Raw genomic sequence first — 15,391 nt, forward strand, 5'->3', positions numbered from 1 at the left:
GGCCTTGACTCGCTCACCGCCACCGGAGAACACTCGGAAACCGAGGGTTCGGTATCCGAGGCGTCATCGGGAGGGGCCATGACGATCAGCTCCCGGAACATCCCCACCACACTCGGACGGCTGTCCGTCCGCTGCGTCGGCACGGGCCCACCCGCGCTCCTGTGGCACAGTCTGTTCGTCGACTCGGACTCGTGGCACACGGTTGTCGATGCGCTGGCGGTCGACCGCACGCTGATCCTCGTCGACGGGCCGTGCCACGGCGGCAGCGACGCCGCACCGGGCCGCTTCGACCTCGATGCGTGCGCCGACGCGGCAGTGAGCGTCCTCGACAACCTGAGCATCACCGACGCCGTCGACTGGGTGGGGAACGCCTGGGGCGGCCACGTGGGGCTGAGGTTCGCAGCGCTCCACCCGGCACGCTGCCGGTCGCTGGCAACCATAGGCACCCCGGTCCACGCACTGACACCGACGGAGCGGTGGGTGCGCGTCGTGCCGCTGGTCACCCTCTACCGGTTCGCCGGACCCGCGTCCCCCGTCACCCGTGCACTCGCCAAGGCCCTGCTCGGCACTGTCTGCCTCGTCGAGCATCCCGACTCGTCGGCGCGGGTCATGGATGCGTTCCGCCGCGCCGACCGCGCCGCGATGCTGCGGGCGATGCAGTCCGTCATGCTCGATCGCCCGGATCTGACCGACACCCTGCCCGGGGTCGAGGTCCCGACGGTGATGATCGCCGCGGCCGACGACCCGATGTGGAGGCCGGCCCAGGCCGAGTCGTCCGCCGCGATCATGCCGTCCGCGCGCAGCGTGACAGTGGGCGGCGGCGGTCACATCGCCCCACTGATCGCCGATCCCGATTCAGTGGTCGCGTCCGTGACGGCACTCTGGCGCGACCCGCGAGGCTACGTCAGCGGACGGTGATCCCGTCGGCTCGCATGGACGCCTTCACGTCCCCGATGGTCATGTCCCCGAAGTGGAAGACGCTGGCGGCGAGGACCGCGTCCGCTCCCGCCTGCACGGCCGGTGCGAAGTGCTCGACGGCACCGGCGCCACCGCTGGCGATCACCGGCACGTGCACCGCCGCGCGGACCGCGCGGATCATCGGCAGGTCGAATCCGGCCTTGGTGCCGTCGGCGTCCATCGAGTTCAGCAGGATCTCCCCGACCCCGAGCTCGGCGCCGCGCTGCGCCCACTCGATCGCGTCGATTCCGGTGCCACGCTTGCCGCCGTGGGTGGTGACCTCCCAGCCGGACGGCGTCGGCTGCTGTCCCTCCGGGACGGTGCGCGCGTCGACGGACAGCACGATGCACTGGGCGCCGAACCGGTGGCTGAGCTCGCGCAGCAGTTCCGGCCGGGCGATCGCGGCGGTGTTGACGCTGACCTTGTCGGCGCCGGCGCGCAGCAGCCGGTCCACGTCCTCCTCGGTGCGGACCCCGCCACCGACGGTGAGCGGGATGAACACCTGCTCGGCGGTGCGGGTGACGACGTCGATCATCGTGCCGCGGTCGGAGGTGGATGCGGTCACGTCCAGGAAGGTCAGCTCGTCGGCTCCCTGCGCGTCGTAGAGCGCCGCCAGCTCGACCGGGTCGCCGGCGTCGCGCAGGTTCTCGAAGTTGACGCCCTTGACCACCCGGCCCGCGTCGACATCCAGACACGGGATGACCCGTACCGCCACACTCATGTCGTTCCTTCCCGACTTGCGCCGTCCCGGTAGTCCCCCGGATCTCCCAGGGGGACGAGAATGTTCAAGATCTGTTCGTGCACACCCGGCGCCGCCGCGAGCAGCGACCGCGACCCGAGGTGCCACGGCTCGCCGGCGAGGTCGGTGACGACGCCACCCGCCGCCCGCACCAGCGCCACCCCGGGAGCGTTGTCCCACGGATGGTGGCCGTAGACCACCGCGGCGCCGAGCACCCCGGCCGCGGTGAACGCGAGGTCCGCGCCGGTGGACCCGTGCATGCGCAGCCGCCGGCACACCCGGCTGACCTGGGCCAGGGCCCGCACCCGGTACTCGCCGGGGATCGGACCGCGGCCGTCGAGGTTGAACGCGCCGAAGCCGACCATCGTTTCCGTCAGGTCCCGCGGGGTCAGCCGCGGCAGTTCCTCACCGTTGCACAGCAGGGGACCGTCCACGACGGCCGCGTAGCGCCGGTTCATCATCGGCAACCACGTCAGCCCGAGGATCGGCTGACCATCCCTGAGCAGCGCGAGCAGGATGCCCGCGTTCGGCAGTCCGGCAGAGTAGTTCAGGGTGCCGTCGACGGGGTCGAGCACCCACACCAGTCCGGTGTCGAGATCGGGACCGCCGAACTCCTCGCCGTGCACCGGGATCCCGGTGCGGTCGACGAGTTCGGCGGACAGTCTCCGCTCCAGTTCGAGGTCGACCGCGGTCGCGAAGTCCCGCGGCCCCTTCGCGACGGCGCTTGGCGCGCCGACGCCGGCGAGGAACCTGTCGACGACCCCGTCGAGCACTCCCCCGGCAACCGTGAGCAACTCGTGTGGGTCGGTCATACGGCGAGACTATCCGGATACCGCGGCGAGAGCCTCGGGCAGCGTGAATCGGCCTGCGTACAGCGCCTTTCCGATGATCGCACCCTCGACACCGAGCTCGGTCAGGCCGGCGATCGCGACGACGTCGTCCAGCGCGGAGATGCCGCCGGACGCGACGACGGGGGCGTCGGTGGCGGCGCACACCTCGCGCAGCAGGTCGAGGTTCGGGCCGGTGAGGGTGCCGTCCTTGGAGACGTCGGTGACGACGTAGCGGGCACAGCCGTCGCGGTCGAGCCGGGTGAGGGTCTCGAACAGGTCGCCGCCCTCGGTGACCCAGCCGCGACCGCGCAACTGGTACCGGCCGTCGACGTTCCGGACGTCGAGACCGACGGCGATCTTGTCGCCGAAGCGGGCGATGGCGCTCGCACACCACTCGGGGTTCTCGATGGCGGCGGTGCCGAGGTTGACGCGGGCGCAGCCGGTGGCCAGCGCGGCCTCGAGGGAGGCGTCGTCGCGGATGCCGCCGGACAGCTCGACCTTCACGTCCAGTTCGCCGATGACACCGGCGAGCATGTCGCGGTTCGATCCGCGCCCGAACGCGGCGTCCAGGTCGACCAGGTGCACCCATTCGGCACCAGCGTTCTGCCACGCGAGGGCGGCGTCTCGGGGGGAACCGTAGTTGGTTTCACTGCCGGCCTCCCCCTGAACGAGGCGAACAGCTTGACCGTCGACGACATCTACTGCAGGCAAAAGGACCAGGCTCACGTGCGTCGACCCTACTGCGTCACACACGCGGACCGTGCCCCGGGTGGGTGTCACGGCTCGGTGTCGTCGCCGTCGAACGCGCGGCGCGTCATCCGGGTGGACACCACACCCATCGCCGCGATCGCCCCGGCCACTCCCGCCAGGCCGATGACCAGTCCCACCACCGGCCCCGGCTTCAGCACCGCGAGCAGGATGGTGACGGCGAGCAGGACCGCGGCGGCCGCGCCCATCGAGAACAGCGCGAGCTTGCCGAACGACAGGTTCCCGCGCTGCCCGCTCACAGGCTGCGAACCCAGTTCTCGAGGAGCGCGGCGCCGGCGTCACCCGACTTCTCGGGGTGGAACTGGGTGGCCGAGAGCGGGCCGTTCTCGACGGCGGCGAGGAACGGGCCGCCGTGCTCGGCCCAGGTCAGTTTCGCCGGCGCGATCAGGGTGTCGTCGGCCAGCTCCCACTTCTGGACACCGTACGAGTGCACGAAGTAGAAGCGGGTGTCGGCGTCGATGCCGGCGAACAGGACGCTGTCGGCGGGGGCCTGCAGGGTGTTCCAGCCCATGTGCGGAAGCACGGCGGCCTTGAGCAGTTCGACGGTGCCGGGCCACTCGCCGCAGCCGTCCGCCTCGACGCCGTGCTCGACGCCGCGCTCGAACATGATCTGCATGCCGACGCAGATCCCAAGGACGGGTCGGCCGCCGGCCAGCCGCTTGCCGATGATCCGTTCGCCGCGGACCTGCTTGAGGCCCTCCATGCACGCGGCGAACGCACCGACGCCGGGCACGACGAGGCCGTCGGCGGCGAGCGCGACCTCGGGGTCGGAGGTGACGGTCACGTCGGCGCCGACGCGCGCGAGGGCCCGCTGCGCCGAGTGCAGGTTCCCGGAGCCGTAATCGAGGAGGGCGACGGAGGTCATGACGCAACTCTATCGGCCCGGACGGTTGCCTCCCGAATTCCCGGTCCGCCCGGCGACGGATCCGCCGGGGCACCCCGCAGCAGCGCGACCGGGATCACCGCCGCGACCGCAACGGCAGCGACCACGAACACCGCGGGGTACCCGGCGATCCCGGCCACCACGCCGAGCGCCAGCGCGCCGACTCCGGTGCCGGAGTCGTAGCTGATGTTCCAGGCCGCGCTCGCCGCACCGACCCGGCCCGGTCCGGCCGCGGTGAACAGCGACACCAGGGCGTCGTTCTGCACCGCGCCGAAGCCGAGCCCGAACGCGGCCGAGCCGGCGAGCAGCAGCGCGACGGAGCCGTCGCCGTGGACCCCACCGACGTACAGCACGCCACCGAGGGCGGCGCAGGCCAACGCGGGCACCATGATCCGCCCGACCCCGATCCGGTCCACCAGGATCCCGGCGCCGTACCGTCCGATCAGCATCGCGCCGCTGACCACAGACAGCGCCACTCCCGCGACGGCGGCCCGGTCGGTGATCGCGATCGGCAGCAGGCTCGACACCCCGCCATACATCGACGCGACCACCAGCATCGCCAGACACGGCACGAGCAGCATCGACAGCGGCGGCCTGCTCCCCTGCCCGTCCGAGCGGGTGGGCCGGACGGACGGCAGCGCCGCCACGGCGAGCACCGCGAGCGAGGGCACCAGGGCGCCGAGAACGAACACCAGGTTCGCGTGCCCACGGTCGAACAGTGCGAGGCCGACGGGGAGCGCGATCATCTGCCCGACCGCGATCGCGATGCCCTGGGCGCCAGTCGCCCGACCGAGCTGGGCGCGTGGCACCAACTCGGCGACCAGGGCACTGCCCGCCACGCTGACCAGGCCGAAACCGATTCCCCGGATCGCGGAGGTGGTCAGGGCGGGAACCGCGGCGGTGGACCACAGCAGCGCCAGCGCCGGCACCCCGAGCAGCAGGCTGCCCAGCGCCAGCACCTGACGGTAGCCGCGGGCGTGCAGCAGGCGCGGGGTGCCGAGCTGGGTGAGGACCGTCGCGGCCATGAAGATCGCGGTACTGGCGCCGGCGAGGGCGTCGGATCCCCCGGACCGGGAGATCGCCAGCGGGACGACGGGCAGCAGAAGGGACCACCCGCCGAATGCCGTGAAGCCCATCAGCATGGCCACCGGCACCCCGCGATTGCGGAGCAATGAAGGCGTCCGAGTGCGGAGCAGTGATGTCACAGAGTCGTTTTCGGTCCTAGATCAACCGGAGGATGCCGCCGGCCGCCGCGAGGATCGCGAGTGCCACCAGCACCCCGGCACCGAGCTTGTTGTCGTTCTTCCACATCGAGTACGCGCCGCCGATCGCGAAACCCGCGATCAGGAACAGGGCGTAGATCAGGATTGTGCTCATGATCCCCCGGCCTACAGCGCGCCCTTGGTGGACGGCACCCCGGTCACCCGCGGGTCGGGTTCGACGGCCTCACGCAGTGCACGGGCGACGGCCTTGAACTCGCCCTCGGTGATGTGGTGCTGGTCGCGGCCGTAGAGCACCCGCACGTGCAGCGCGATCCGCGCGTTCGACGCGATCGACTCGAAGACGTGCCGGTTGATCACCGTCGCGTACGGGACACCCGGGTACCCGCCGATCACCGTGTGCAGCATGTGTTCCGGCTCGCCGGTGTGCACACAGTAGGGCCGTCCGGAGACGTCCACGGAGGCGTGCACGAGGGACTCGTCCATCGGGATGAACGCGTCACCGAAGCGGCGGATGCCCCTCTTGTCGCCGAGCGCCTGTCCGAGGGCCTGACCCAGCACGATCGAGGTGTCCTCGACCGTGTGGTGGGCCTCGATCTCGATGTCGCCCTCCGCCTTGACCGTCAGGTCGAAGCTGGCGTGCGCGCCGAGGGCGGTGAGCATGTGGTCGAAGAACGGCACTCCCGTGGAGATGTCGACGATGCCGGTGCCGTCGAGGTTCAGTTCGACGGAGATCGAGGACTCCTTGGTGGTCCGCTCGATCTTGGCGATGCGGTCGGTCATCGATTCTCTCCCCGGTTGAGTTCGGTGGCGGCGATCTCGTCGCTGGCGGCGATGAAGGCGTCGTTCTCGGAGGCGAGTCCGACGGTGGTGCGCAGGTATCCGGGAATGCCGACGTCGCGGATCAGCACCCCGCGGTCCAGGTACGCCTGCCAGGCGCGGGCACTGTCGGCGAACTCACCGAACAGGATGAAGTTGGCGTCCGACGGGATGACATGGAACCCGGTGTCCGCCAGCGCCTTCGACACCCGCACCCGCTCGGCAGCGAGGGCGTGCACGCTGCCGAGCGTCTCGTCGGCGTGCCGCAGTGCGGCCCGGGCGGCGGCCTGCGTGACCACCGACAGGTGGTACGGCAGCCGCACCAGCAGCAGCGCATCGACGAACGCCGGTGCCGCGGCGAGGTATCCGAGCCGGCCGCCGGCGAACGCGAACGCCTTGCTCATGGTCCGCGAGACGACGAGCTTGGTCGGGTAGTCGTCGATCAGGGTCAGCGCGCTCGGCGCCTCGGAGAACTCGGCGTACGCCTCGTCGACGATCACGATGCCCGGTGCGGCGTCGAGCAGCAGGCGCAGCGACTCGATCGGGATGCTGTGCCCGGTCGGGTTGTTGGGGCTGGTGACGAACACGACGTCGGGCCGCTGCTCGGCGATCGCGGCGACGGCCGCTTCGACGTCGAGGGCGAAGTCGGCGCCGCGCATCACCGGCAGCCACGTGGTGTCGGTGCCGTCGGCGATGATCGGGTGCATCGAGTACGACGGGACGAAACCCATTGCGCTGCGGCCCGGTCCGGCGAACGCCTGCAGCAGTTGCTGCAGGATCTCGTTGGATCCGTTGGCCGCCCACACGTTGTCGACGGTGACCGGCACCCCGGTCTGGCGCGTCAGGTAGGCGGCCAGGTCGGTCCGAAGCGCGACCGCGTCGCGGTCCGGGTAGCGGTGCAGCTCCCGGGCCGCCTCCCGGACCGACTCGGCGACGTCGTCGACGAGTGCCTGCGTCGGCGGGTGCGGGTTCTCGTTGGTGTTGAGCTGCACGGGCACGGTCAGCTGCGGGGCGCCGTAGGCCGACTTGCCGCGCAGGTTCTCCCGCAGCGGCAGGTCGTCGACCCTCACCGCCGCGCCGGGCACGGCGCTCACCGGAGCGACTCGAATCGCAGCCGCACGGCCTCGCCGTGGGCGGGCAGGTCCTCGGCGTTGGCGAGGTTGATCACGTGCTGCGCCACGTCCTTGAGGGCCGACTCCGAGTAGTCGACGACGTGGATGCCGCGCAGGAAGGTCTGCACGCTCAGACCGGACGAGTGGCGCGCGCAGCCGGCGGTCGGGAGCACGTGGTTCGAGCCGGCGCAGTAGTCGCCGAGGCTGACCGGTGCCCACGGTCCGACGAAGATCGCGCCGGCGCTGCGGACCCGGGCGGCGACGGCGGTGGCGTCCTCGGTCTGGATCTCGAGGTGCTCGGCGGCGTACGCGTTGACCACCCGCAGCCCATCGTCGATGGAGTCGACCAGCACGATCCCGGACTGGCTGCCCGCCAGCGCGGTCGCGACCCGCTCGCGGTGCTTGGTCAGCTCCAGCTGCGCGGTCAGTGCGTCGTCGACGGCGTCGGCCAGCTCGGTCGAGGTGGTGACCAGGACGGACGCGGCCATCACGTCGTGCTCGGCCTGACTGATCAGGTCGGCGGCCACGTGCACCGGATCGGCGGTGCCGTCGGCGAGGATCGCGATCTCCGTCGGGCCCGCCTCGGCGTCGATGCCGACGAGGCCGCGGCAGAGCCGCTTGGCCGCGGTGACGAAGATGTTGCCGGGGCCGGTGATCAGGTCGACGGGGGCGAGTTCGCTCGCATCCGTGTCGGTGCCGCCGTAGGTGAGCAGGGCGACCGCCTGCGCGCCGCCCACGGCCCACACCTCTTCCACGCCGAGCAACTCGGCGGCGGCGAGGATGGTCGGGTGCGGCAGCCCGCCGAACGCGGCCTGCGGCGGCGAGGCCACGACGAGCGACTCGACGCCGGCGGCCTGCGCGGGGACGACGTTCATCACGACCGACGACGGGTAGACCGCGTTGCCGCCGGGCACGTACAGACCGACCCGCTCGACCGGCACCCAGCGTTCGGTGACGGTGCCGCCGGGCACGACCTCGGTGGTGGTGTCGGTGCGGCGCTGGTCGGCGTGCACCTTACGGGTGCGTTCGATCGCGACCTCGAGCGCGGCCCGCACGTCGGCGTCCAGTTCCGCGAGTGCGCGAGTCAGTTCGGCGCGCGGCACCCGGACCTGCGCGGGGCGGATCCCGTCGAACTTCTCCCCGAACTCGAGCGCGGCCTCGGCACCACGATCGCGGACGGCCTCGACCACGGGACGCACCTGATGCAGCACCGCGTCCACGTCCGTTCCGCCGCGGGGCAGGGCCGACCGGAGTTCGGCGACGGACGGGGTTCGTCCGCGCAGGTCGACGCGGGCGAGCTCGGTGCGGGCAGGCATGAGGGTCCCTTCACAAGAGGAAGTGTGTGCAGTCGATTATCCAGGATAGGCGCTACCGGTTTTCTCCCACCGTCGACGCCGCGCCGCCGCCGCTGTGAATGGTCACCGTAGTCGGCGGATGGGTCATCTAGTCGGCGGTTGGTCACGGTAGTCGACGGACAGGCGTCCCACCGTCGCCCGAGCCCGGATCAGGCGCGCTCGATCGCAGCGGCAGCCTCGATCGGCAACCCCGCCGACGGCACTCGACACCCACCGCACCGGCAGGCCGCTGGCGCGATCACTTGAGCCACTTGACTCCGAAACCGGCTGTGTGCTGGGACTTTCGGCGTCAGGTCCGTAACGTATCGTCGCCGACAATGTTCAGATATTCCAGGGCGAGTTCGAGTTTCAGCCGCGCACTATCGATCGGATGTCCGAGAAGCTGTTCCGCTCGTTGGATGCGGTATCGCACGGTGTTCTTGTGCACGCCGAGCTGTCGAGCAGCAGCGTCGTAGCTGCGGCTGTTGGCCAGGAAGACCCGCAGGGTCTGCCGCAGTTGCGCCGAGTTCGCATCCCGGCCGTCGAGGCCGCGTAGTTCCCGGCTCACGAGGGTTGCTGCTGCTTGGGGATGACCTTCGAGCAGGTGGGCGAGCTCGATGTCCGTGAACCGGATCAGCTGTCGCGGATCGAGTACGCGGTCCTGCAGGTCGTGTGCGGCCTGAGCTTCGCGGTGGCTGGTGCGGAAACCGTCCACTCCGGCTGCCGGGTTGCCCAGGGCCACCCGAACAGCGGAGGAGGATCGTTCTGGTGCGGTGTCGACCGGTAAGCGGTAGTCGGGGGTGGCGGTGGAGATCCACGCCCACAGCCCTTGCGATCCGGCGGGGACGGTCAGCAGGTGTTGGGAGCCGATCACGTGCGCTATCGAGCGCGCCACCGACTCCAGGGTGCCGATGGTGTCGCCGATGTCGTCCGGTGAGGTGTTCTGCGTCGAGAGCACCGCGGCCGTGTTGTACCGAAGTGGCGAGTAGCCGAGGCGGTGGGAGAGGACCGTCGGGTCCGACACCTGGCCACGCAGTACTTCCTGCACTGTTTCGGCGCGTCGGGCGAACACCCCGCGGAGTCCGAGTTCGCGTTCCTGCCGATATGTCTCGGCCAGAATTTCGAGTGAGACGTTGAGCCACTCACCGGCGCTGTCCCACAGACGCAGCAACGCCTGCGGGGTCTGGGTCGGGTCGGCGATCTGTTCGGTGGCCGTGTCGGCGACGTATCGGACGATGGCTTTCTGCCCCACCCGGTAGATCTGCATCAACACTCGAAGGTCGAGTCCTTTCCGGGCGATGGCGCGGGCGAGCTCGTGTGCGGCTGCCGGTGGGTTCACCACCGTCGACTCGGCGATGAGCGCAGCGAGGAAGGCGCGGCTCTGCTCTCGGGTGCTGGCTTCGAGGTCGCGCCGCAGTTCACGGTCTGCTGCCACTTCGGCCACAGAGTCGGCGATGAACTCGTTGATCCGGTCGATGAGGGGTCCGTGCCGGTCCGGGGCGAGCGCGTCGGTGACGAATCGGTGCATCCACAGTTCTGCTTCGTCGTGCATCGGCCACCTCACCTGTTGTATTTCGAATACAAATCTGATCGCGAAGTTTAACTTTATCGGCCAAGAAGCTGCTGTCCGATTGTGCCACTCTCCTAAGTGGGTGTTGAGCGTCACACCCGAGACGAGAAGGGGTCCGACAGTGCAGGAAGATCTGAGAGGCAAGGTTGTCGCAATCACTGGAGGTGCCCGGGGCATCGGGTACGCGACCGCCACCGCGCTCACCCGGCTCGGCGCCAAAGTCGCCATCGGCGACGTCGACGAGGCGAAACTCAAAGAATCGGCGACGGAGCTCGGTCTGGATGCGTACTTCCGGCTCGACGTCACCGATCCGGACTCGTTCGCGGCCTTCCTCGACCAGGTCGAAGCCGCCCTCGGTCCGATCGATGTGCTGGTCAACAATGCCGGCATCATGCCCACCGGCCGCATCGCGGAGGAACCGGACTCGGTCACTCGCAGGATCATCGACATCAATGTGCTCGGTGTGATCACCGGCTCGAAGCTCGCGGTGCAGCGGATGCTGCCCCGCCGCGGAGGGCACATCATCAACGTCGCATCTCTCGCCGGTGAGATGTACACCCCGGGGTTGGCCACCTACTGCGCCAGCAAGTACGCCGTCGTCGGCTTCACCGATTCCGCCCGCATCGAACACCGGAACACCGGTGTGCACTTCAGTGCGGTTCTGCCGTCGTTCGTCAACACCGAACTGACCGCCGGCACGAAAGGCATTCCGGGGCTGCGCAATGCCGAGCCCGACGAGATCGCCCGGGCGATCGCCGGCCTGATCGAACGCCCGCGACCGAAGGTACGGGTGACCAGACTCGCCGGCGCCATCGGCGCGTCCCAGAAGTTCCTGCCTCGCAACCTCGCCGAGTTCCTCACCCGGGTCCTCGGTGGAAACAAGGTCTTCCTCGACGGGGTGGACACCGTTGCACGCAAGGCATACGAAGACCGCGCCCGCCGGGCGTGACCGTCATCCCGGCCCTCACCCACCGACACCGAACGTATGAGCATGCTCATCCCGTCCGTCGTGTCCTCGACACCGAGTAGAGATCATGACCCGAACCGACCCCCACCAGGCTCCGTCTTCGACGATCACCCCGCCACTCGGTGATCAGGCGGCCTGCCTGCGCGTCGTCCACGCCACCGGCCGGACCCGCCCGACCTCGTGGCGCACCCGCCAACTCGCAGCGATCGAGCGGCTGCTCGACGAACGGGAGAACGACATTGCCGAAGCACTCCATGCCGATCTGGGCCGCAACGCCTTCGAGGCATGGCTCGGTGACATCGCTCCGACCAAGACCGAAGCGGCCCACGCACGCAAGCGCGTGCGAGCCTGGATGCTGCCGCGCCCGAAAACGCTCTCGCTCAACCAGCATCCGGCCCTGGGATGGGTGCAGCACGAACCGCTCGGTGTCGCACTGATCATCGGAGCATGGAACTATCCCGTGTATCTCACGCTCGGCCCGTTGATCGCGGCGGTCGCCGCCGGGAACTGCGCGGTACTCAAACCCTCGGAGCTCGCACCGATCACCTCGGCGCTGCTCGCGCGACTGCTGCCGCAGTACCTCGATCCGGAGGCCGTGATGGTCGTCGAGGGCGACGCCGAGATCACCCGGTCACTGATCGCGCAGGGCTTCGATCACGTCTTCTTCACCGGTGGCACCGAGATCGGACGCAAGATCATGGCCGATGCGGCGCCGCACCTGAGCCCGGTCGTGCTCGAACTCGGCGGAAAATCCCCGGTGATCGTCACCGCCGACGCGGACCTCGACGTGGCCGCTCGTCGAATCGCCTGGGTGAAGCTGCTCAACTCGGGACAGACCTGCATCGCCCCCGACTACGTGCTGGTCGAACGCAGCGTGCGCGATGTCCTGGTCGAGAAGATCGCCCGCGCAGTCACCGAGTTCACCACCGCCGACGGCGGTCCGGCGAAACGGATCGTCAACGCACGGCACTTCGACCGGCTCGACCGGTACCTTGCGACGACCAGCGGCACCGCTGCGGTCGGAGGCAGCACCTGCCGTGAGACGTTGACGATCGAGGCGACGGTGCTCGTCGACCCCGCACCCGAGGACGCGGTGATGACCGAGGAAATTTTCGGTCCGATCCTGCCGGTGCTGACGGTCGATTCCGTCGACGAGGCATTCGCGTTCGTGCGGGCTCGACCCAAGCCCCTCGGCGCGTATCTGTTCACCTCGTCCCGGCAGGTGCGTCGACGTTTTCTGCGGCAGGTCAGTGCCGGGGCCGCGGTGATCAATCACGTCGGCACGCATGTGCTCGCACCCCAGTTGCCGTTCGGTGGGGTGGGCGCGAGCGGCATGGGCTCCTATCACGGGCGCTACGGCTTCGAAGCTCTCAGTCACCGCAAATCCGTGCTGCTCAAACCCCAACGTCCGGATCTCAAACTCGTCTACCCGCCGTACACCGCGGCCACGCTGAAACTCATGCGCAAGCTCTTCTGAACCTTCACCGCATCACGTTCCTCCCCCTCCACCGTTCGAGAAAGGGTGCATCGATGTATCCCGGCATCCACGCCCAGCACGCCCCGGACCGTCTCGCTGTCGTCCTCGCCGACACCGGCAGGTCCCTGACCTACCGTCAGCTCGACGACAATTCCGCAGCCCTCGCCCGCGTCCTGCACGACGCCGGACTGCACCGCGGCGACGTCGTCGCGCTCCTGAGCGACAACGCCGTCGAAGCCTTCGAAGTCTTCTGGGCCACGCAACGTTCGGGCCTCTACATCACCGCCGTCAACAGCCACCTCACGCCCGAAGAAGTCGCCTATATCGTGCGGGACTCCGGTGCCCGCGCGCTGATCGTCTCCGCAGCTCTCGGAGACCTCGGCGCCACCGTCGGGGACCTCACCGATTCCCATACCGTGCGCCTCGCATTCGGTGGGGACGTCGCGGGTTTCGACTCCTACGAAAGTGCCCTTGCTTCAGCGGGCCCGCGCCTCGAGAGCGAACCTTCCGGCGCAATCATGCTCTATTCCTCCGGCACCACCGGGTTCCCCAAGGGCATCAAGGCGGCGCTACCCGATCGGCGGGTCGACGAACCCGGTGACCCGCTCGTCATGATCGCCCAGCACATGTACGGCGTCGGCGAATCCGACGTATATCTTTCCGCTGCACCGATTTACCATGCTGCGCCCTTGCGCTGGGGCGGAATGGTCCACGTGCTCGGCGGTACCGTGGTCCTGGCGCGCAAGTTCGACGCCGAGGCAACGTTGCGTCACATCGAGCAGTACCAGGTCACGGTCTCGCAGATGGTGCCGACGATGTTCGTCCGGATCCTCAAACTCGACGAGGCGATTCTCGCCCGCTACGACCTGACGAGCCTGCGAGTGCTCATCCACGCCGCGGCACCGTGCCCGCCGGACGTCAAGCGCGCGATGATCGACCGACTCGGCCCGCTTGTCTACGAGTACTACAGCTCCACCGAGGTTAACGGCATGACCTTCATCGATTCCGATGAGTGGCTCGCTCATCCCGGGTCGGTCGGAAAGAGCGTCCTGGGACCCGCGCACATCTGCGACGACGACGGCACCGAACTATCGGCGGGAGAGGTCGGCACCGTGTACTTCGAGCGCGATCACCTGCCGTTCCGGTACCACAACGACCCGGACAAGACCGCTGATGCTCAGCACCCTCAGCATCCCTTCTGGACCACGGTCGGTGACCTCGGCTATGTCGACGAGGAAGGCTACCTGTACCTGACGGACCGCAAATCGTTCATGATCATCTCCGGTGGGGTGAACATCTACCCGCAGGAGATCGAGAACGTTCTCGCCCTTCACCCGGCCGTACACGATGTGGCCGTCATCGGCGTGCCGGATCCTGAGATGGGCGAACAGGTCAAGGCGGTCGTGCAGGTCGCGGCCGGTATCAAGGAATCCGAGGAGCTCGCAACCGAACTGATCGAGTACGTGCGCGAGCGCATCGCGCACTACAAGGCACCGAAGTCCATGGACTTCGTCGACGATCTTCCTCGGACCCCGACCGGAAAACTCGTCAAAGGCAAGCTGCGCGAGATCTTCACCGAAGGTGCGTCCAAGTGACGGGCACTGTGCGGCTCACCGATCTCGTCTCGCCGACAATCCTGACCGGCCGCTCCGTCTTCGTCACCGGAGGCGGCAGCGGCATCAACTACGCGATCGCAGACGCGTTCGCGTCGGTCGGCGCGGACGTCGCGATATGCGGTCGCACCCCCGAGAAGCTCGATGCCGCGGCAGAGACATTGCGGCGGCACGGTACCCGGGTGCTGACCACCCCGGCCGACGTTCGCGACGCCGAAGCGTTGACCGCGGCCGTCGACCGGGCGTCATCGGAGTTCGGCCGGCTCGACACCGTGATCGCAGGTGCTGCAGGGAATTTCTACGCTCCGGCGGAGTCCATATCCCCCAACGGTTTTCGAACGGTGATCGACATCGATCTGCAGGGCAGTTTCCACACCGCCCACGCCGCGTTCGAGCACCTGAAGGCCAGCCGCGGCAGCATTCTGTTCGTCTCGGCCGGGCAGGCATACCTTCCGTTCGCGTATCAGGCGCACGTGGGTGCCGCCAAGGCCGGCATCGACAACCTCATGAGCAACCTCGCCCTCGAATGGGGATGCCACGGCATCCGCTCGAACTCCATAGTCCCCGGCCCGATCGAAGGCACGGAGGGCATGAAGCGCCTGTCCGAACCTATCGGCGCCGAGGCCTGGACCACCGCTGTCCCACTGGGCCGATTCGGCCGCGCCGAGGAGGTTGCCGCCATGACCGTGGTGATGTCCTCTCCCCTCGCCTCCTACGTCACGGGTGCCCGCATCGTCGTCGACGGCGGGCTCGGGCTGTCCGGGCTCGGTGCACTCAGCCAGAAGCTGGCCCGGGCGGCCTCGACTTCCACCTCGAAGAACGAATCGGGGATGCCATGACGACCGCAGTGCGAAAATTCCAACCCGTCACCGTCACGAACCTCGGCTTCCGGTCACGTTCTGCCGACGTCCGTGGGCGCGTGGCCGGAGAGCCGGAAGAACTGGTCGGCAGCTTCGTTCGCACCGTCAGGCGGATGCCCTACACACTCGGTGTCTGAGTGCGGATGCTGCCGATCCGTGCTTGTTCATCGCATAGGCGATGGTCCTAGACACTTCAAACTTACCGACTTCGGAACAGAATTCGTCGCGCCGACTCATCGGAT

At 68.8% G+C, this 15,391-nt stretch carries 16 protein-coding genes; 5 read left to right on the top strand and 11 right to left on the bottom strand.

The features are described from left to right. Positions 1-78: 78 nt before the first annotated feature. A complete protein-coding gene (locus tag ACWEPG_RS18700; protein ID WP_450114814.1) occupies positions 79-918 on the top strand; it encodes an alpha/beta fold hydrolase in 840 nt (279 codons plus the stop codon). Here ACWEPG_RS18700 and hisF read toward each other — a convergent pair. From hisF to ACWEPG_RS18755, 11 genes are all read right to left on the bottom strand, one after another. Continuing rightward, on the bottom strand, positions 905-1,678 hold the full coding sequence (hisF, locus tag ACWEPG_RS18705; RefSeq protein WP_450114813.1) for an imidazole glycerol phosphate synthase subunit HisF: 774 nt from the start codon (positions 1,676-1,678) through the stop codon (positions 905-907). The genes ACWEPG_RS18700 and hisF overlap by 14 nt on opposite strands. Further along, the gene (locus ACWEPG_RS18710) at positions 1,675-2,508 is read right to left on the bottom strand and encodes an inositol monophosphatase family protein (RefSeq protein ID WP_450114812.1); all 834 of its coding nucleotides are present in this window, start codon (positions 2,506-2,508) and stop codon (positions 1,675-1,677) included. Before ACWEPG_RS18710 ends, hisF begins: the two co-directional genes overlap by 4 nt. 9 nt (positions 2,509-2,517) lie before the next feature. Beyond that, entirely contained in the window at positions 2,518-3,252 is a 735-nt protein-coding gene (priA, locus tag ACWEPG_RS18715; RefSeq protein WP_450114811.1) for a bifunctional 1-(5-phosphoribosyl)-5-((5-phosphoribosylamino)methylideneamino)imidazole-4-carboxamide isomerase/phosphoribosylanthranilate isomerase PriA, read from the bottom strand. A 50-nt stretch (positions 3,253-3,302) separates the two neighbouring features. Then, the gene (locus ACWEPG_RS18720) at positions 3,303-3,482 is read right to left on the bottom strand and encodes a hypothetical protein (RefSeq protein WP_450114827.1); all 180 of its coding nucleotides are present in this window, start codon (positions 3,480-3,482) and stop codon (positions 3,303-3,305) included. Between the two features lie 47 nt (positions 3,483-3,529). Then, positions 3,530-4,159, bottom strand: a complete 630-nt coding sequence (gene hisH, locus ACWEPG_RS18725) for an imidazole glycerol phosphate synthase subunit HisH (protein WP_452594974.1) — start codon at positions 4,157-4,159, stop codon at positions 3,530-3,532. Beyond that, a complete protein-coding gene (locus ACWEPG_RS18730) occupies positions 4,156-5,319 on the bottom strand; it encodes an MFS transporter (RefSeq protein ID WP_450135216.1) in 1,164 nt (387 codons plus the stop codon). The genes hisH and ACWEPG_RS18730 overlap by 4 nt, the downstream gene beginning before the upstream one ends. Before the next feature lie 79 nt (positions 5,320-5,398). After that, positions 5,399-5,554 (bottom strand): hypothetical protein, encoded by a 156-nt coding sequence (locus ACWEPG_RS18735; protein ID WP_450114809.1) that lies wholly within the window; start codon positions 5,552-5,554, stop codon positions 5,399-5,401. Positions 5,555-5,565: 11 nt separating this feature from the next. Continuing rightward, on the bottom strand, positions 5,566-6,180 hold the full coding sequence (hisB, locus tag ACWEPG_RS18740; RefSeq protein ID WP_450114808.1) for an imidazoleglycerol-phosphate dehydratase HisB: 615 nt from the start codon (positions 6,178-6,180) through the stop codon (positions 5,566-5,568). Next, a complete protein-coding gene (locus ACWEPG_RS18745; protein WP_452594975.1) occupies positions 6,177-7,310 on the bottom strand; it encodes a histidinol-phosphate transaminase in 1,134 nt (377 codons plus the stop codon). The genes hisB and ACWEPG_RS18745 overlap by 4 nt, the downstream gene beginning before the upstream one ends. Further along, positions 7,307-8,644 (bottom strand): histidinol dehydrogenase, encoded by a 1,338-nt coding sequence (hisD, locus tag ACWEPG_RS18750; RefSeq protein WP_450114806.1) that lies wholly within the window; start codon positions 8,642-8,644, stop codon positions 7,307-7,309. Before hisD ends, ACWEPG_RS18745 begins: the two co-directional genes overlap by 4 nt. Before the next feature lie 328 nt (positions 8,645-8,972). Next, positions 8,973-10,328, bottom strand: a complete 1,356-nt coding sequence (locus tag ACWEPG_RS18755; RefSeq protein WP_452594976.1) for a PucR family transcriptional regulator — start codon at positions 10,326-10,328, stop codon at positions 8,973-8,975. 25 nt (positions 10,329-10,353) lie between these two features. Here ACWEPG_RS18755 and ACWEPG_RS18760 point away from each other — a divergent pair, with 25 nt between their 5' ends. The 4 genes from ACWEPG_RS18760 (at position 10,354) to ACWEPG_RS18775 (ending at position 15,128) form a co-directional block, all read left to right on the top strand. Next, entirely contained in the window at positions 10,354-11,181 is an 828-nt protein-coding gene (locus ACWEPG_RS18760; RefSeq protein WP_452594977.1) for an SDR family oxidoreductase, read from the top strand. Between the two features lie 85 nt (positions 11,182-11,266). Continuing rightward, on the top strand, positions 11,267-12,676 hold the full coding sequence (locus tag ACWEPG_RS18765) for an aldehyde dehydrogenase family protein (protein WP_452594978.1): 1,410 nt from the start codon (positions 11,267-11,269) through the stop codon (positions 12,674-12,676). A 53-nt stretch (positions 12,677-12,729) separates the two neighbouring features. After that, a complete protein-coding gene (locus ACWEPG_RS18770; protein WP_452594979.1) occupies positions 12,730-14,271 on the top strand; it encodes an AMP-binding protein in 1,542 nt (513 codons plus the stop codon). Further along, the gene (locus ACWEPG_RS18775; RefSeq protein ID WP_452594980.1) at positions 14,268-15,128 is read left to right on the top strand and encodes an SDR family oxidoreductase; all 861 of its coding nucleotides are present in this window, start codon (positions 14,268-14,270) and stop codon (positions 15,126-15,128) included. The genes ACWEPG_RS18770 and ACWEPG_RS18775 overlap by 4 nt, the downstream gene beginning before the upstream one ends. Positions 15,129-15,391 lie beyond the last annotated feature (263 nt).

It is taken from the genome of Rhodococcus sp. NPDC004095 (genome assembly GCF_053604015.1).